This is a genomic window from Paraburkholderia phymatum, assembly GCF_038900715.1.
GTDB classification, from domain to species: Bacteria; Pseudomonadota; Gammaproteobacteria; order Burkholderiales; family Burkholderiaceae; genus Paraburkholderia; species Paraburkholderia phymatum_A.
Genome location: NZ_JAYMRZ010000001.1, coordinates 220354 through 238270, shown reverse-complemented (window position 1 = coordinate 238270; position 17917 = coordinate 220354). Strand labels below are relative to the sequence as shown.

Genomic DNA, 17917 nt, shown 5'->3' with positions numbered 1-17917 from the left:
CCGCGCGAAGCCGCGAGCACGAGATATCGATGTCGACCACGGTCCCCTCTTCCATCGCTCGCAGCTCGGGTGGCAGTACGGCGCGTGTCGCGCGTTTCATCGCGACGCGTGTCGGCTTGTCGCTGATCACGCTGTGGCTGCTGTCGATCATCGTGTTCGCGGGCGGCCAGCTGCTGCCCGGCGACATCGGCCGCGCGCTGCTCGGGCCGCTCGCCGATGCGCGCGCCGTCGCCGCGCTCAATCATCAACTGGGCGCGGACCGGCCGCTTCTCACGCAATACACGCAGTGGATCACGCACTTCGTGCACGGCGACATGGGCATGTCGTACGCGTTTCGCGAGCCCGTTGCGCCGTTCGTCGGCAACGCGCTGGCCAACTCCGCGAAGCTCGGCTTTCTCGCGTTCATCGTGGTCGTGCCGCTCGGCATCGCGGGCGGCGTGTGGGCCGCGATGCACGCGGGACGCTGGCTCGACCGCACGATCAGCATCGCCGGCCTGTCGGCGACGGTCGTGCCGGAGTTCGTGTCGTCGATCGTGCTGATACTCGTGTTCGGCGTGTGGCTGCAATGGCTGCCCATCGAGGCATCGTATCCGGCCAATGCCGGCATCCTCACGCAACTGAAGCACCTGATTTTGCCTGTGCTGCCGCTCGTCTTCGTGTTCTTCGGCTATATCGCGCGGATGGCGCGCGCGGGCACCGTCGAGGCGCTCGACGCCGACTACACGCGCACCGCGATCCTCAAGGGGCTGCCGCCGCACATCGTGATCTGGCGGCACGTGCTGCGCAACGCGCTGCTGCCGACCATCACGGTCGCCGCGACGCAGCTCGGCTACATGATCGGCGGGCTCGTCGTCGTGGAGACGCTGTTCCACTACCAGGGCATCGGCTCGCTGATCTACAACGCGGCGAAGGCCAAGGACTTTCCGATGCTCGAAGCAGGCGTGCTGACGATCGGCGTCGTCTATACGGCCGCCAATCTCATCGCCGATGCGCTATACGTGCTGCTCAATCCGCGCCTGCGCGTGAGGAGCGCCGAATGAGCACGACGCCCGCGTCCCCCGTCACGCCACCGCAAACGCCACCCGAAACGCCCCCGCAGACGCCGCTGCAAGCACCCGCGCCGCGCTCGCGCGAGCGCCGCTACGACACGCTGCGCGTGTTGCTGCGCTCGCCGACCTTCATCGTCGGCGCTGTCATTGTGTTGTGGTGGATCGTGTGCGCGATTGGGGGCCCGTGGATCGCGCCGCTCGATCCGTATGCATCCGATCCGCTGAACTCGCTCGCGCCGCCCGCGCACGGACACTGGTTCGGCACCGATCAGCTCGGCCGCGATGTGCTCTCGCGCGTGATCGCCGGCGCGCGCGACATCCTGACGATCGCCCCGCTCGCGACGCTGCTCGGCACGCTCGCGGGCACCGCGCTCGGTCTGGTGGTCGGCTACTTCGACGGCTGGGTCGACAACGTGATCGGACGCGCGATCGATGCCGTGCTCGCGCTGCCGCTCGTGATCGTCGCGCTGCTCGCGCTGGCGGCCGTCGGCGCGTCGAACGCGACGGTGATCCTCGTGATCGGAATCACGTTCGCGCCGATCACATCACGCACGGTGCGCGCCGCCGTGTTCGCCGAACGGCATCTCGACTACGTGGCGGCCGCGCAGCTGCGCGGCGAGAACGCGCTCTACATCATGTTCGCGGAGATCCTGCCGAACGTGCTGCCGCCCATCATCGTCGAGGCGACGGTGCGCCTCGGCTACGCGATCTTCGCGGTCGCGACGCTGTCGTTTCTCGGCTTCGGCATCCAGCCGCCTTCCGCCGACTGGGGCCTCGCGCTCTCCGAGTCGTACACGCTGATGGCGGGCGGCGCGTGGTGGACGGTCGTGTTCGACGCGGCGGCCATCGCTTCGCTCGTGGTCGGCGTGAACCTGATCGCGGATGCCGTGCAAGGAGCCGTCGACGGATGAACGGGCCGCCCCCCTCGCCTCCCGCCTCGTTTCCCGCGTTCGACGTGTCGAAGAGCGACCAGTCGGACGCGCTCACGATCGTCGGACTCACCGTCACGTACCGCACGCGCGGACGCGAGCGCGAAGTGCTGCAAGACGTGTCGTTTCGGATCAGGCGCGGCGAATCGTATGGGCTCGTCGGCGAATCGGGATGCGGCAAGTCGACGGTCGCGATGGCGACGCTGCGCTATCTGCCGCGCAATGGCCGCGTGAAGGCGGGCCGCATTTCGATTGCGGGCAAGGAAGTGCATTCGCTCGACGCCGCCGCGCTGCGCGAAATGCGCGCGAACGCGATCTCGATGGTCTATCAGGAGCCGTCCCGCGCGCTGAATCCGTCGCTGACGGTTGCGCGCCAGGTGTCGGAAGCGTTCGAAGCATCCGGTGCGACCTACGACGAAGCGCTCGCGCGAACTGCGGAGATGCTGCGCAAGGTGCGCATCGCCGAGCCCGAGCGCGTGATGGACAGTTATCCGCATCAGCTGTCGGGCGGCATGCAGCAGCGCGTCGTGATCGCGATGGCGCTCGCGTCGCAACCCGCGCTGCTGATTCTCGACGAACCGACGACGGGACTCGACGCCACCGTCGAAGCCGAAGTGCTCGACCTCGTCGCGCAACTGCGCGAAGAGTTCGGCACGGCTGTGCTCTTCATCAGCCACAACCTCGCGGTGATCGGGCGGATGTGCGAACGCGTCGGCGTGCTGTACGCGGGCAAGCTCGTCGAAGAAGGCGCGACGCCGGACGTGTTCGCTCGGCCGCGTCATCCGTACACCGTGGGCCTGTTGCGCTGTCTGCCCACATCGGGCCGCAGCAAGGACACCGACCGGCTCGATACGATCGCGGGCAGCCTGCCGCAGCCGGGCTCCGTCACGCAGGGCTGCATCTACGCGGAGCGCTGCCGTCTCGCGGACGACCGCTGCCGCCGCGAAGCACCGCCGCCTTATCGCGTGCGGTCGCAGCACGGCGATCAGATGTCGCGCTGCCACTATCACGAACGCGCGATGGAACTGCCGCGCGTGACGGCCTTGCATGCATCGAACGATGCGCCCAACGATATACCCGACGATGCACGCAACCCGCACGATCATTCGCCCGTTCTGCGCGCGGAAAACGTGTCGAAGACTTTTCACGTGCCGGGCGCGACGCTGCGCGCTGTCGACGACGTATCGCTCGAACTCGCGAAGGGAGAGACGCTCGGCCTCGTCGGCGAATCGGGCAGCGGCAAGACGACGCTCGCGAAGCTGCTGCTCGGCCTGATTTCTCCCGACGCGGGCAGCGTCATCGAACTCGACGGAGCGCGCCTGCCGCCGCGCGTCACGAATCGCAACGACGATCAGGTGAAGTCGCTGCAAATCGTCTTTCAGAATCCGGACTCGGCGCTCAATCGCGCGCACTCCGTCAAGCGGCTGATTGGCCGTGCGCTGTCGCGATTGTCTTCGCTGCACGGGCCCGCGCGCGACGAAAGGCTCGCGTCGCTGACGCAAGCCGTGCGGCTGCCCGATCGCTATCTGACGTCGCGCACGCGGCAACTGTCGGGCGGCTTGAAGCAGCGCGTCGCGATTGCGCGCGCGTTCGCGGGCGATCCGCGCATCGTCGTGTGCGACGAGCCGACCTCCGCGCTCGATGTGTCCGTGCAGGCCGCGATCCTCAACCTGCTCGCCGATCTGCAGCGCGATCGCGGCGTGAGCTATGTGTTCATCTCGCACGATCTGCATGTCGTGCGCTATCTGTCGGATCGCATCGCGGTGCTGTACGTTGGCCGGCTGCTCGAGATCGGGCCCGCCGACGCCGTGTTCAACGGTCCGCATCATCCCTATACGGAAGCGCTGCTGTCTTCCGTGCCGACGCTCGATGGGCACGCAGGACAACCCGACGACGCGCGCGATAACGGTCGCACGCAGCGCATCCGCCTGTCGGGCGAATTGCCGAGCGCCGCTTCGCCGCCTTCGGGCTGCGTCTTTCACACGCGCTGTCCGCGCAAGCTCGGCGCGATCTGCGAACAGCAGGACCCGCCCTTCACCGATGCCGGCGGCGGGCATCGCATCCGTTGCCACATTCCCGTCGACGAGTTGCGCGTCCTTCAACGCCGCGACTGAAACGCCTGTTCTACCGCGCTTATCGGGCATCGCCTAAGCCGCTCATCAACATCGCCGACACGGCTCGTCGACATCGTTGAAACGAAAAGCCGCGCGATTCGCAGCCTGCGTTTCATGTCCGAAACGTTTTTCATCCGTTCCGATGCGCGTGCGATCGAGTTGTCACAGCAGTGCCATACGCGGCGGGCGTGCGCGCGCAATGGCATGTTTATCGCTAAACGACAGTCACGCATGGGGTTGCGGCGAGATCGACGAATCCTCGGGCATGCCGCTTCGCGCCGGTACACGAACGACGCAACGGCGCAGAAAGGACAGCCGGTCTCGCATCTGACGAGCGCCGCGGACTTCCGGCCCACGCGTGGCTCGACAGAGCAAACGAGACAAAAGCAAAAAGCAGCATTAAGGGATGACGGCTTGCGGGGGTCGTCGTTTCCTCGGGAGAGGTGCGATGAATACGAACAAACTTTCTACGTACTACTACAAGACGATAAAGGGTACGGCAGCCTTCGCGGTAGGCGCGGGGACTTTGATGGCGGTCCAGTACGTTCGGGCCGCATCCACGGACGAAGTGATTCCGAAGTGGATCGTCACAGCCGATGCGCCGCTCGTGGCAAGCGGAGCGTCGGCTGCGACGCAGCTCGCTCAGAACGACGCGGACTCGACAGGCGCTCAGTCCACCACGACGACGGCAGCCGACGACGCGGCATCCGTCTTTCTGCCCAAGACTTGTATTGGCAACCCCGGCAACTGCTCGGCCAATGGCGGGCGCGGCGGCGGCGCGGGCGCGGCCGGCGCTTCGGGTTCGGCTGGGGCTTCTTCGGGCGGTAGTGGCGGCGGTGGCAGTGGCGGTTTCGGCGGCAGCTCTGGCAGCGGCGCAGCGGCAGGTCCGAGTGGGAATTCAGGCGGTGGTGGTTTCGGTGGGTCGGGTGGGTCGGGTGGGTCGGGTGGCTCCGGTGGCTCCGGTGGCTCCGGTGGCTCGGGTGGCTCGGGTGGCTCGGGTGGCGGAAGTGGGAATGGTGGTGGAAGCGGCGGCGGCAGCGGTGGCAACGGCGGCGACGGCAGTAACGGTGGTGGTGGTGGTAACGGCGGTGGTCACGGTGGAGGCAGTGGCGGTGGAGGCAGTGGCGGCGGGGCTAATGGCGGCTGCGGTTGTGGCGGCGGCCACGGCGGTCCGAGTGGTCCGAGTGGTCCGAGTGGTCCGAGTGGTCCGAGTGGTCCGAGTGGTCCGAGCGGCCCAGGCGGCGGATTTGGCGCAGGCGGCTTTGGCGCGGGCGGTTTCGGTAAAGGTGGTGGCTACGGTGGCGGCTCCGGGTCAGGCGGGGGTCACGGCGGCGGCAACGGACACTGAGATCCAGCTGACGGCGCCACGCGCCGTTCACCCACGACAACAATCGCACAATGCGCAGACGCTTCCTGGCCCGCATTGGCGGTGACGTTCCGATTCCCCGAACGAACGTCACCGCGTGGGCAGCAAGCCAACTCAAACATCAAACGCAACAACGCAAACGCACGAAGGCCCGCAGATCACCCGATCCAACGCATGCACCTGCAAACGCATCTCACGCTCAAAGCATCTCGAGCGGCCGCTTGCTTCCCGGTGGACGAAAGTGCGCATCGATAGCGGCGAGATCATCGGCGGAAAGCCGAAGCTCGAGCGCGCGTGCGTTGTCGCGCACATGCTCGATGCGCCCGGACTTCGGAATCGCGAACACCTCAGGCTGCCGCAGCACCCAAGCGAGCGCGACCTGAATCACGGAGACGCCGTGCGCACCGGCGATATCGTCGAGCGGCGAGCGCTTCGGCAGACGCGCGTGATCGACGGGGCTATACGCCATCGCGGGCATCTTGCGTTCCGCGAGCCACGTGAACAGATCGAACTCCGGCCCGCGCCGCGCGACGTTGTAGAGAATCTGATTGGTCGCGCACGCGTCGCCATGAGGAACGGCGACAAGCTCTTCCATATCGTCGACGTCGAAGTTGCTCACGCCCCAGTGACGTATCTTGCCGTCGCGGCGCAGCGCTTCGAAGCCGGCGACCGTCTCCTCCAGCGGCACCGAACCGCGCCAGTGCAGCAGATACAGATCGATGCGATCCGTCTTCAGGCGCTTCAACGACTGCTCGCACGCATGCTGCACGCCGCGTTTGCTCGCGTTGTGCGGATAGACCTTGCTGACGAGAAACACCTCGTCGCGCAGGCCGTGCAACGCGTCGCCGAGCAGCGATTCCGTTGCGCCTTCGCCGTACATTTCGGCCGTATCGATCAACGTCATGCCCAGTTCGATGCCGCCACGCAGCGCCTCGATCTCGGCCTTGCGGCGCGACGGATGCTCGCCCATCTCCCACGTGCCCTGCCCCAGCTTCGGAATGCGCTCGCCGTCGGGCAGCGTCACGCTGGCGATGTCGTTCGTCATGTTCGATTCCTCGCAGATGATGTGATGTCGATGCGCGCGTCACTGCATGTCACGCATCGGCTGATGCAACGAGTGTAGCGTCTGATCGCGGAACGCATCGGCGTCCCGGCAAAACCCCGCTATAACGCAGCGCGCCAATGACATAGAATTGCCGCTTGCCCTTCTTGCGTCCGTCACATGAATCCAGCCTCGGAAGACCGCTGGCGCGACCTGCGCCCGGACCCGGAAAACGACACTCCGCTGTATCTTCAGCTCGCCCGCAAGCTCGGCAACGCGATCCACGAGAACCGCTGGAATGCGGGCGAAGCGCTGCCGTCGGAGCGCGTGTTGTCGGAAGCGCTCGGCGTATCGCGGATCACCGCGCGCAAGGCGATCGCGCTGCTCGTCGAACAGGGGCTGATTCGCCGTTCGCAAGGCGCGGGAAGCTTCATCACGCCGCGCTATGAAGATCCGCTGTCGCGCCTGTCGAGCTTCAGCGAAATGCTGCGCCGGCGCGGCTTCACGCCCAGCTCGCAGTGGCTCTCGCGCGAGATCGTCCCCGCCAATCGCGATGAAGTGATCCAGCTCGGGCTGTCGCCCGCTGCCGCCGTCACGCGCTTGCGCCGCTTGCGTCTCGCGGACGGCATCGTGATGGCCGTCGAAAACTCGACGTTCCCGGCTTCGATCATTCCCGACCCGCTCGCCATCGGCGATTCGCTGTACACGTATCTCGAGCAGCGCGGGCTGACGATCGTGCGCGCGTTGCAGCACTTCCGCGCGGTCAACGCGAGCGACGAGATCGCGCACCAGATGAGCATCGCGCCGAACGAGGCGCTGCTGCTGATCACACGTGTCGGCTACACGGCGGATCAGCGCGCGATCGAGCTCACCGACACCTATTGCCGCAACGACTACTACGACTTCGTCGCCGAGCTGCGCAAGTAAGAAGCGCTTTGTGCCCCTGCCGATCGCCGAAAGTCAGTCTTCCCAGCGCGCCGCGTCGGTGCCGATCGGCACGGGCGGCCGCGCATAGAACGCAGGCGTCTCCGACATCTGCTCGGCGGGCGCCGCCGCGCGCACGCGGCCAAACGGCGAGCCGACTTCGTGCAGACAGTCCTGCACGTCGTCGAAGGTCACGTCGGGCGCGCGCCAGCCGTCCTCGATCTGTCCCATCGATTGCAGCCATCGCCCCGTCTGCGCAAGCGACAGCCGCACGTGCCAGCTGCCGCCCTCCTGCGCGCGGCGCGCGAGCGCGACCATCGCGCCGAACGCGGCGAGATAGCCCGTCGCGTGATCGAGCGCCTGACACGGCAGATGCTTCGGCCCTTCGACGCCCGCCGCGTGGCTCTCCGTGTACGCGATGCCGCTCGCCGACTGCACGAGGCTGTCGAAGCCGCGCCGCGTCGCCCACGGACCCGCGTGCCCATACGCGGAAATCGACACGCAGACTATGCCCGGCCTGATCCGCGTGAGCGCTTCGGGCGCGAAGCCGCGTGAAGCGAGCGAGCCGGGCCGGTACGCCTGAAGGAACACATCGGCATCGGCGGCGAGCGCATGCAACTGCTCGCGCGCGGCGGACTCGCGGAGATCGAGCGTCGCCGAGCGCTTGCCGCGTCCGTTATCGATGACGAGCGGCGCGATGTTCGGCAGATGCGGCCCGTTGATCAGCAATACGTCCGCGCCATGCTGCGCGAGCGCGCGCCCCGCCACCGGTCCCGCGATGATCCGCGACAGATCGAGCACGCGCGTTCCGCTCAGCGGCCGCTGCGGCGCGTGCCGCCCTGGCGCTTCCGGCGGCGCGTCGCCGATTCGTTCGATTTCGAAGAGCGGCAGATTCGCAATCGCCTTCGCCTGATCGAGCGCCGCCCATTCGCGCGGCGAGCGGATCAGCGCGGCGCACAGGCCAGCGTCGGCGAGCGTCTGGTCGAGCTTCGCGCCGTCCCAGCCGCGTATCGCTTCGGCCACGGCGCCTGGATCGCCGTCGCAGCCGAGCACCTTCAGCACGCCTTGCAGATGATGCGGAAAGTTCGTGTGCAACTGGACCCAGCGGCCATCGCGCGTCGAGTAAAAGCCGGTGACGGGATGGCGCAACTCGGGCGGCAGGCCATCGTCGACGCGCAGATAACGCTCGCTGCGAAACGCGACGAGCGCGCGCCGCACGCTCACATCGACGCGCTGCATGCGGCCCGTGCGCAGCCTGAAGCAATCGGCGGCGGCAAGACCCATCGCGGCAATCGATGCGCTCGCGAGCGTCCCGACGCGGAACACGGAAGGCAGCGACGGGTCATTGCCGTCGATGGCCGCGTAATCGAGCAAGGCCGGATCGCAACCGGCAACGGACCACAGATGATCGAGAGCGAGCTGGGGCGTCATGATGAGCGTGCATCCGGAAAGAAGGCGTGACTCAGTCTAGATTTGCCACTCGCCACGATCAATCTTGATTTATATAATCAACATATATCGTTTTCTTTGGCTTTCGCGCTCCGATATCACACAAATGAGGACACAAGCGATGTCCGCTCCGCGTTACCTCTCCGCCGACGAAGCCGCCGCGACGCTCGGCATCAGCGTCACGACGCTCTATGCGTACGTGAGCCGGGGCATGTTGCGCTCGACGCCCGATGCGGACAGCAAGCGCCGTCTCTACGATGCCGACGAAGTGCGGCGTCTCGCGCGCCGCAAGGAAGACGGCAAGCGCGCGGGCAAGGTCGCGCAGAAAGTGTTGGACTGGGGCGTGCCCGTGCTCGAATCGTCGATCACGCTGATCGCGGACGGCAAGCTGCTATACCGTGGCCGCGACGCGATCGAGCTGGCGCGCACGGCCACGCTGGAGGAAGTCGCGGCGCTGCTGTGGGAATGCAGCGCGCGGCGCATCGCCGATGCGCCCGCCGCGCCGCTCGCCGCCGCGCAATGGTCGGCGTGGCTGAAGCTGTGGAGCGACAGCGCGCCGCTCGACCGCGCGCTGGTGCTGCTGCCCGCAGCCGCCGCGCAGATGCCGCGCGTCTGGGCGCTCGGCCGCGACGCGCAACTCGACAACGCCTGCGCGCTGATCCGGCTGCTGGCGGGCGCGATGATTTCCGCTGCGCCATCGAACGAGCCGCTGCACAAGCAGCTCGCGAGCGCGTGGGGCGTGCGCAATCGCGCACAGAGCAACCTGCTGCGCGCGGCGCTCGTCGCCTGCGCGGATCACGAACTGAATGCGTCGACGTTCACGGTGCGCTGCATCACGTCGACGGGCACGCATCTGTTCGGCGCCGTCGCGGGCGGACTCGCGGCGCTGTCGGGGCCTCGGCATGGCGGAGAAACGGCACGCATCGCCGCGTTGTTCGACGAAGCCGCGCGCGCCGCCGATCTGGACCGCTATCTCGCCACGCGGCTCGCGCATCCGGAGCATGGCGCGGCGGGTCCGGCGCTGTCGGGCTTCGGCCATCCGCTGTATCCGGACGGCGATCCGCGCGCGCGGCTGCTGCTCGATCTGCTCGGACAATGCGCGCCGGCGCGCTCGTCGCTGACCGAAGTGCAAAGGCTTGCGCGCGCCGTGCGCGACACGACGGGCGCCGAGCCGACCGTCGACTACGCGCTCGCGGCCATCGAGCGGGTGCTCGCCTTGCCCGCCGGCGCGGCCTTCACGCTGTTCGCCGTGGGCCGCGTGACGGGCTGGATCGCGCACGCGATCGAGCAGACCAGCGACGGCCGCCTGATCCGTCCGCGCGCAAGATACATCGGCGCGTATGAAGCGGAATGACGACGCTCGGTAGCACGAATTGCAAATCTGAAACCGCGCGTCAGGCCGTAAGCAGCCAGCGCGGCATCCACGTCCAGCGCATCGGGCGCCGCTGAACGCGCAGCGTGTCGCCCATTTCGCGCCCGCCGCCTGCAACCGTCAGCGACAGCCGCGCGCCTTCGCGTCCCGCGCTCACCCACGCGACAGCGCCGCGCTTCAGTTCGAACGACTCGCCCGGCGCGAGCCAATAGTCCTCGGCATCGCCTTCGACGGTCAGCCACAGTTCGCCCGCCAGCACGTTCACTGCGAGCGGCTGCGCGATCCGCCAGGCGCTCGCCGGCTCGCCGTGTTCGAGTTCGAAAGTACGGATTTCACGCATCGCAGTGCTCCTTGAATAGCTTTTTCGCTTGCATCCATTATTGGCGTGCGATGATGGCTGTCACATGCACAGTACTGAACAGTTTCCAAAGAACTGTACAGTCAGAAAACCTGACAGTTGCCGGCGCTTCGACCGTGACAGACGCACTGTCACCCAAAAAGGAAGCGCGAAGGAAGACACGCCATGAAGCTCGACATCGAACTGAACCGCGACAACGGTGTGCCGCTCACCGAACAGATCGTGAGCGGCGTGCAGGAATGGATACGCTCGCGCACCGCGCATCCGGGCGCGCGGCTGCCGTCGATCCGCCAGTTCGCCGCCGATAACGACATCAGCCGCTTTCCTGTGATCGAAGCGTATGACCGGCTCGTGTCGCTCGGCTATCTGGATTCGCGTCCCGGCTCGGGCTTTTACGTCGCGGAGCGGCATCGCGCGTCGATGGCGTGCCAGGGCGCATCCGATCCGCGCCGCGCCGAGGAAGAATCGGTGCACATTCTTCAGCAGTTCAATCATCCCGGCGAATCGCTGAAGCTCGGCAGCGGCTTCATCCCCGAGACGTGGCGCGACATGGACAGCCTCGCGCAGGCGATCCGCTACGTGTCGCGCACCGACGGCGCGAGCATGATCGACTACGCGACGCCGCTCGGCAACGCGTCGCTGCGCGAGCATCTGCAGGGGCGCGTCGCGCAGCTCGGCATCGAAGCGGAGGCGTCGCAGATCCTCATCACGATCGGCGCGAGCCAGGCGATGGATCTGTTGATGCGCTACATGCTCAAGCCCGGCGACACGATCTTCGTCGAAGACCCCGGCTACTACAATTTCAACGGCCTGCTGAAGCTGCATGGCGTGAAGCTCGTCGGCATTCCGCGCACGCGCACAGGACCCGATCTCGATGTGATGCAGGCGCAGTTGCAGCAGCATGGGCCGAAGCTCTTCTTCATCAACTCGGTGTTTCACAACCCGACGGGCACGACGGTCGCGCCGCCCGTCGCGTTCCGTCTGCTGCAACTGGCGCGCGAGCACGGCTTCAAGATCATCGAAGACGACATCTACGCCGACTTCCAGGCGGAGCCGACCGATCGCCTCGCGACGCTCGATCAGCTCGAACACGTGATCTACATCGGCGGCCTGTCGAAGACGCTGTCGTCGTCGCTGCGCATCGGTTATGTGATCGCGGACCACGCAACGATCAAGGATCTCGCCGACATCAAGATGCTGACGAGCATCGGCGGGTCGCGCTTCTCGGAAGCAGTGACCGTCGCGCTGCTCGAACGCGGAATGTACAGAAAGCATCTGGAAAGATTGCGCCGGCGCATGCGCGATGCACTCGGCGCGACCGTGCAGACGCTCGAGATGAGCGGCTGGCAGGTGTTCGAAAATCCGCTCGGCGGCAAGTTCGTGTGGGCGCGCGTGCCGCACGTCGACGATGCGCAGCGGCTCGTGGAATGTGGCGCGCCGCTCGGCGTGACCGTTGCGCCCGGCAGCTACTTCCGCCCGAACGCGGAAATGAGCCCGTGGATACGCATCAACGCCGCATTCGCGAACGATCCGCGCGCGCGCACATTCTTCGACGCGGCGGTGCAACTGGAGCCATGACGAACGACGAGGCGCGCGGCGTGCTAACGTTGCCTGCGTGCCTTTGCTCACGGCCTGCGCGCGTTTTGCTCGTGCGGCCCCGTCATACGGGCACAACGCTTTTTCCTTAGAATGTGGGCTCCCCCCGCCCAGCCGTTCTGCCTAGCGTTCATGTCCGAATCGACCGAAACGAGATCATCCGCCGACCATCACACTGCTCAAACCGCGCCCACTGCCCGCTCGCTGTCGGTGATGTTGTGGATCGTCGCGACGGGCTTCTTCATGCAGACGCTCGATTCGACGATCGTCAACACCGCATTGCCCGCAATGGCGACGAGTCTCGGCGAGCTGTCGTTGCGCATGCAATCAGTCGTGATCGCGTATTCGCTGACGATGGCCGTGATGATTCCCGTGTCCGGCTGGCTCGCGGACAAGCTCGGCACGCGCCGCGTGTTCATGACCGCGATCCTGATCTTCACCGTCGGCTCGCTGCTGTGCGCGAACGCGCATACGCTTACGCAACTGGTGATCTATCGCGTGCTGCAAGGCGTCGGCGGCGCGATGCTGCTGCCCGTCGGACGCCTCGCCGTGCTGCGCGTGTTTCCCGCCGAACGCTATCTGCCCGCACTGTCGTTCGTCGCGATTCCAGGGCTGATCGGCCCGCTGATCGGACCGACGCTCGGCGGCTGGCTCGTCAAGATCGCGTCGTGGCACTGGATCTTTCTGATCAATGTGCCCGTCGGCATCGTGGGCGTGATCGCGACGTTCGTCTTCATGCCCGACAGCCGCAATCCCGACACCGCGCCGTTCGACATCAAAGGCTATGTGCTGCTGATCGTCGGCATGGTGTCGATCTCGATGGCGCTCGACGGACGCACCGAGTTTTCCATTCAGCATGCAACGGTGCTGATGCTGCTGATTCTTTCGCTCGGCTGTTTCGTTGCCTACGGATTGCATGCGGTGCGCGCAACGAATCCGATCTTCTCGCTCGATCTCTTCAAGATTCACACGTTCAGCGTCGGCCTGCTCGGCAACCTGTTCGCGCGGATCGGCAGCGGCGCGATGCCGTATCTGATTCCGCTGCTGTTGCAGGTGAGCCTCGGCTATAGCGCATTCGAAGCGGGCCTGATGATGCTGCCCGTCGCGGCGGCCGGCATGTCGTCGAAGCGCCTCGTCACGAATCTCATCATGAAGTACGGCTACCGGCGTGTGCTGGTGTCGAACACCGTGCTCGTCGGCCTCGCGATGGCGAGCTTCTCGCTGACGAGCGTGCATCAGCCGCTGTGGCTGCGCCTCGTGCAGCTCGCGTTCTTCGGCGGCGTCAACTCGATGCAGTTCACCGCGATGAACACGCTGACGCTGAAAGACCTCGGCACGGGCGGCGCGAGCAGCGGCAACAGCCTCTTCTCGCTCGTGCAGATGCTCGCGATGAGCCTCGGCGTCACAGTCGCCGGCGCGCTGCTCACGACGTTCACGGGCATCATCCCGCGCGTGACGGCCGCGAACTCGCTGCCCGCGTTTCACGCGACATTTCTGTGCGTCGGCCTGATCACGGCGGCGACGTCGTGGATCTTCGCGCAGTTGTCGGCCGACATCCGGCAGCCCGCGAAGCGCGCCGATCCGCAGGAACGCACGTGATCGCGGCCCGGCCCCGAACGGGACGCGCATGATTCGCGGCACGCATCGGAACCGTTACGGGGCGCGTGCCGCACCATCGATGTGCGCGTCGTGCGCCACGCGCATGACAGCAGCCGCATTCCCGGCGCACAATCGAAGCACCCGAAGCACACGCGAAGCAAGACCCGAAGCAAGACCCGAAGCAAGACCCGAAGCAAGACCCGAAGCACGACCCCGCGCACGATCCGAAGGAAGCGGCTACGCACGACCGCGATCGACGCGATTCAGCCGCGATTCGGCCGCAAATGGCCGCGGCATTTCGTTCTGCGCATGTTTCTTGCTGACCTATCCTGTAAACTCGACCTGTCCGCGCAATGCGCGCGGCTTGCCTCGCTTTTCCACCGATGACCGACACGATGAGCATGATCGAACTCGATCCTCCCGGCTTCCAGACGCGCCCCGTGGCGGGCGACGAAGGCTCGCGCCGCACCGTCCGGTATGGCGCCTACACGGTTTTCAGCGTGTTTCAGCCTGTTTTCTCCGTTTCGCATCGACGCGCGATCGGCTATCACGCGTCGTTGCGCGCACACGATGAAAACGGCAAGCAGGTGCCGTCGGCGGAAGTCTTCACGCAGGCAGCACGCCGCGGCGATCTGCTCGAACTCGGACGTCTCGCGGAGTCGCTGCATCTGGGCAACTTCAACGCGTTCGACAGCCACGACGAATGGCTCTTCCTGAGCCTGCATCCCGCCGCGCTGATGGACACGAGCTACGGCGACGCGCTGCTCGCGGGCCTGAAGGCGCTCGGCCTGCCGCCGCAGCGCGTGGTGCTCGAAGTCTCCGAGCATTCGGGCGGCGAGACGACCCGCTTCACCGAAATCATCGATGCGTTGCGCAAGTCCGGTTTTCTGATCGCGCTCGACGGCTTCGGCGCGAAGCATTCGAACATCGACCGCGTGTGGAATCTGCGGCCCGAAATCGTCACGCTCGACCGCTGCATCCTCGCGCAGGCCACCGAGCATTCGCATATCGAGCGCGTGCTGCCCGGCATCGTGTCGATGCTGCACGAGTCTGGGCAACTGGTTCTGATGGGCGGCCTCTCCACCGAGCGCGATGCGCTGATCGCGCTCGAATGCAACGTCGATTTCGTGCAGGGCACATTTTTCGCGGGGCCGAGCGTCGAGCCCGTCGCGCGCCAGGCGACGGTGAAGCTCATGGACGAACTGTCGGCGGCGCTGCGTCAGCGCGTGGCCGAGCGCGAGCGCGCGCAGGCCGAGCGGCTCGCGCCGTTTGTCACCGCACTGGAAGCGGCGAGCACGCAGCTCGTCGAAGGCGAAACGATGGCCGATGCGACGGCGCCGCTGCTCGCGTTGCGCGAGACGGCGCGCTGCTTCCTGCTCGACGGCTCGGGCCGCCAGATCGGCGACAACGTCTTGCCTCAGGGCCGCGCGTCGCAACGCGCGAAGCGGTTCCGGCCGCTTTTGCATTCGGAAGGCGCGAGCTGGGAACGCCGTCCGTATTTCATTCAAGCCGTGCGCGCGCCAGGGCAGGTGCATCTGACGCCGCCATATCTGTCGATCAACGAGGCGCACCTGTGCGTGACGGCGTCGATCGCGGCTGAGACCGCGCGCGGCATGCAGGTGCTATGCGTGGATATCAACTGGGAGGTCGCCGCGCATCGTAACTGATGCCGCCTGGCTGCTGATCCGTTGCAAAAGCCGCAAGATCGCCGCGCGTCCGAAAACGCGCGCGGCGGGCGCGAGCCGCAGCGCGCCCGTCACGATGCGCAACGCGACGATGCGCTCGTTCTCGCCGATCGAAATATCGAGCAGCGCATCGATCTCGCCGTCGCGCATCAGCGCCACCGCGCTCGCGCCGTTCATCGATACCGTTTCCACCTGATCGCCATTGCCGTGCATCGCCAGCGTGTCTGCCACTCGTTCCGCCGACGCGACCGCGTCGACCAGTTCGGGCGCATCGCTGACCACGCTCGGCACCTCGCAGAAGAGCCGCACGAGCGCCACGCGGTCCTGCGCTTCCATCGCCGCCCGCAAGCGCTCGACGATGCGCGCATGCGCGGCGGGATCGGCGTGCTTCGCCGGCACGCCCTCGCGCCGCAAGCGCGTTTTCGCGCGATGCACGATCTGCCGGCAATGCGCGGGCGTCTTCGCGAGAATCTTCGCGATCTCCGCGTAGTCGCAATCGAATGCCTCATGCAGCACGAACGCGGCGCGCTCCTCGGGCTTCAGGCGCTCGAGCAGCAGCATCACGCCGTACGACATCTGCACGGCCTGCAACGCGAGATCTTCCGCCGACGGCGCAAGCCCATCGAGCCACGGGTCCGGCAGCCAGCCGCCCGAATGCGTCGCGCGCTCCGTCTGCAGATGACGCAGACGGTCGATCGCGAGGCGCGTCGTGACCGTCGTGAGCCACGCAGCGGACGAGCGCAACTCGCTGGCGTCGGCCGCGTGCCACTTGAGCCAGGCGTCCTGCACGATGTCTTCCGCTTCCGCGCGGCTGCCGAGCATCCGGTACGCGAGCGCGAAGAGCTTCGCGCGCACCGCTTCGAACTGCGCCGGCTTGTCTTGTGCTGACTGGTCCATGCATGCCACTCCTCTTGCGTTCCCATCAGTTCTCATCGGCTAGACGGACCAACCGCCCGAGATGTGACACGCCGACGCAAAAATTCTTCTGTCACGCGCGCCCACGCTTTCGCGTCTTGCGATGGGAGCCGCGCACGGCGCGGCCCTTTCGCACACACGAGCCCATCAGCGAGGAACGCATGCACCGTCATTTCATTTCACCGACGTACTCCGGATTCAATCTCGTGCCGACCGTCATCGAGCAATCGAACCGCGGCGAGCGCGCCTACGACATCTATTCCCGCCTGTTGCGCGAGCGGATCGTGTTTCTGGTCGGCCCGGTCAACGAACAATCGGCGAGCCTGATCGTCGCGCAGTTGCTGTTCCTCGAATCGGAGAACCCTGACAAGGATATTTCTTTTTACATCAACTCGCCTGGCGGCTCGGTCTACGACGGTCTCGCGATCTTCGACACGATGCAGTTCATCAAGCCCGATGTGTCGACGCTATGCACCGGCTTCGCGGCCAGCATGGGGACGTTCCTGCTCGCGGCGGGCGCGCCCGGCAAGCGCTTTGCGTTGCCCAACGCGCGCATCATGATTCATCAGCCTTCGGGCGGCGGCCAGGGCACGGCATCGGACATCGAAATCCAGGCGAAGGAAGTGCTGTACCTGCGCGAGCGACTGAACGCCGTGCTCGCGCAGCGCACGGGCCAGAGCGTCGCGCAGATCGAGAAGGACACCGACCGTGACAATTTCATGTCGGCGGATGCGGCGAAGACATATGGTCTGATCGACGACGTGCTCACGACGCGGGAAGCGGGTGTGATCGACGCCGCGCATCGCGCGATGTGACGGGCCGATGTGATGGGTCGATGTGAAGCGCCGACGTGAAGCGCCTAGCGCAGCCGCGCGGCCAGGTAGGATGAAACGACCGTCTTGTATTCGTCGACGAGCGGCTTGCGCTCTTTCGGCTTCGCGGCTGCGTAGAGCGGACTCAGGCTCTTCACAACCTGCAGCGTGACTTCGGCGACGCGAAACGCGTCGTCGTCCGACAACGCCGGACTGTAGCGTTGAAACTGTTCGGCGAACTTGCCCCGCAAGCGGTTGCGCGCGGCGGCATCGCGCCGGAAATTCAGCGACACTGACAGCAGCGGCAGATACGCGGGCCGCGCCGCCATGAAATCGACGATCAGCGCGAACAGCCGATCGACGAGTTCTTCGACGCTCCACGCCTGCGCCGCCTCGCTGAGCGCGCTCCATTGCGCATCCATTTCGTTGCCGTAGCGCGTGCGCAGCGCAAGCACGAGCGCATGCTTGTTCGGAAAGTATTGATAGACCGCGCCGATCGACGTGCCCGCGCGCCCGGCGATGGCCGTCATCGTCGCGGCCTCGAAACCGCGTTCGGCGATCACTTCGCCAGCCGCATCGAGCAGCGCATCGACGCGCTTCGCTGCGCGCTCCTGCTGCGGCACGCGCCGCACTTTCGGATTATCTGAGGCCGGACTCATATTTCTGTCGTATCATGATATGAGCACATCCTCACATATAGGTGACAT

At 66.2% G+C, this 17917-nt stretch carries 15 protein-coding genes; 10 read left to right on the top strand and 5 right to left on the bottom strand.

What is annotated here, in order from left to right; genetic code table 11:
• Positions 1-29: 29 nt before the first annotated feature.
• The 4 genes from VSR68_RS01050 to VSR68_RS01035 all read left to right on the top strand — a co-directional run bounded on the left by VSR68_RS01050 (position 30) and on the right by VSR68_RS01035 (position 5440).
• A complete protein-coding gene (locus VSR68_RS01050) occupies positions 30-1040 on the top strand; it encodes an ABC transporter permease (RefSeq protein WP_342938040.1) in 1011 nt (336 codons plus the stop codon).
• Positions 1037-1960, top strand: coding sequence for an ABC transporter permease (locus tag VSR68_RS01045; protein ID WP_342938039.1), 924 nt, complete (start codon positions 1037-1039; stop codon positions 1958-1960). Before VSR68_RS01050 ends, VSR68_RS01045 begins: the two co-directional genes overlap by 4 nt.
• Positions 1957-4092 (top strand): ABC transporter ATP-binding protein, encoded by a 2136-nt coding sequence (locus VSR68_RS01040; protein ID WP_342938038.1) that lies wholly within the window; start codon positions 1957-1959, stop codon positions 4090-4092. The genes VSR68_RS01045 and VSR68_RS01040 overlap by 4 nt, the downstream gene beginning before the upstream one ends.
• A gap of 448 nt (positions 4093-4540) precedes the next feature.
• Positions 4541-5440: a hypothetical protein gene (locus VSR68_RS01035; protein ID WP_342938037.1), complete on the top strand. Its 900-nt coding sequence runs from the start codon at positions 4541-4543 to the stop codon at positions 5438-5440.
• A 217-nt stretch (positions 5441-5657) separates the two neighbouring features.
• On the opposite strand, the gene VSR68_RS01030 is transcribed toward VSR68_RS01035, so the two are convergent.
• Positions 5658-6503, bottom strand: a complete 846-nt coding sequence (locus VSR68_RS01030) for an aldo/keto reductase (protein WP_342938036.1) — start codon at positions 6501-6503, stop codon at positions 5658-5660.
• Between the two features lie 177 nt (positions 6504-6680).
• Here VSR68_RS01030 and VSR68_RS01025 point away from each other — a divergent pair, with 177 nt between their 5' ends.
• Positions 6681-7427, top strand: coding sequence for a GntR family transcriptional regulator (locus tag VSR68_RS01025; RefSeq protein WP_342938035.1), 747 nt, complete (start codon positions 6681-6683; stop codon positions 7425-7427).
• A 33-nt stretch (positions 7428-7460) separates the two neighbouring features.
• Here the strand turns inward: VSR68_RS01025 and VSR68_RS01020 are convergent, their stop codons facing one another.
• The gene (locus tag VSR68_RS01020) at positions 7461-8855 is read right to left on the bottom strand and encodes a CoA transferase (protein ID WP_342938034.1); all 1395 of its coding nucleotides are present in this window, start codon (positions 8853-8855) and stop codon (positions 7461-7463) included.
• Positions 8856-8994: 139 nt separating this feature from the next.
• Between VSR68_RS01020 and VSR68_RS01015 the strand changes: the two genes are divergently transcribed.
• Positions 8995-10227: a citrate synthase family protein gene (locus VSR68_RS01015; protein ID WP_342938033.1), complete on the top strand. Its 1233-nt coding sequence runs from the start codon at positions 8995-8997 to the stop codon at positions 10225-10227.
• Positions 10228-10267: 40 nt separating this feature from the next.
• On the opposite strand, the gene VSR68_RS01010 is transcribed toward VSR68_RS01015, so the two are convergent.
• Entirely contained in the window at positions 10268-10585 is a 318-nt protein-coding gene (locus tag VSR68_RS01010) for a DUF2917 domain-containing protein (protein ID WP_342938032.1), read from the bottom strand.
• A gap of 183 nt (positions 10586-10768) precedes the next feature.
• Here VSR68_RS01010 and VSR68_RS01005 point away from each other — a divergent pair, with 183 nt between their 5' ends.
• The 3 genes from VSR68_RS01005 (at position 10769) to VSR68_RS00995 (ending at position 15465) form a co-directional block, all read left to right on the top strand.
• Positions 10769-12181, top strand: coding sequence for a PLP-dependent aminotransferase family protein (locus VSR68_RS01005; protein WP_342938031.1), 1413 nt, complete (start codon positions 10769-10771; stop codon positions 12179-12181).
• Positions 12182-12331: 150 nt separating this feature from the next.
• Positions 12332-13798 (top strand): multidrug transporter subunit MdtD, encoded by a 1467-nt coding sequence (gene mdtD, locus VSR68_RS01000; RefSeq protein WP_342938030.1) that lies wholly within the window; start codon positions 12332-12334, stop codon positions 13796-13798.
• A 395-nt stretch (positions 13799-14193) separates the two neighbouring features.
• On the top strand, positions 14194-15465 hold the full coding sequence (locus tag VSR68_RS00995; protein WP_342938029.1) for an EAL domain-containing protein: 1272 nt from the start codon (positions 14194-14196) through the stop codon (positions 15463-15465).
• On the opposite strand, the gene VSR68_RS00990 is transcribed toward VSR68_RS00995, so the two are convergent.
• Positions 15421-16380, bottom strand: coding sequence for a sigma-70 family RNA polymerase sigma factor (locus VSR68_RS00990; protein WP_342938028.1), 960 nt, complete (start codon positions 16378-16380; stop codon positions 15421-15423). The genes VSR68_RS00995 and VSR68_RS00990 overlap by 45 nt on opposite strands.
• Before the next feature lie 179 nt (positions 16381-16559).
• Between VSR68_RS00990 and clpP the strand changes: the two genes are divergently transcribed.
• Positions 16560-17213, top strand: coding sequence for an ATP-dependent Clp endopeptidase proteolytic subunit ClpP (gene clpP / locus VSR68_RS00985; protein ID WP_342938027.1), 654 nt, complete (start codon positions 16560-16562; stop codon positions 17211-17213).
• Between the two features lie 44 nt (positions 17214-17257).
• Here clpP and VSR68_RS00980 read toward each other — a convergent pair whose 3' ends face one another.
• Positions 17258-17869 carry a TetR family transcriptional regulator gene (locus tag VSR68_RS00980; protein ID WP_342938026.1) on the bottom strand — a complete coding sequence of 204 codons (612 nt, stop codon included), beginning with the start codon at positions 17867-17869 and terminating at the stop codon, positions 17258-17260.
• Positions 17870-17917: the final 48 nt, after the last annotated feature.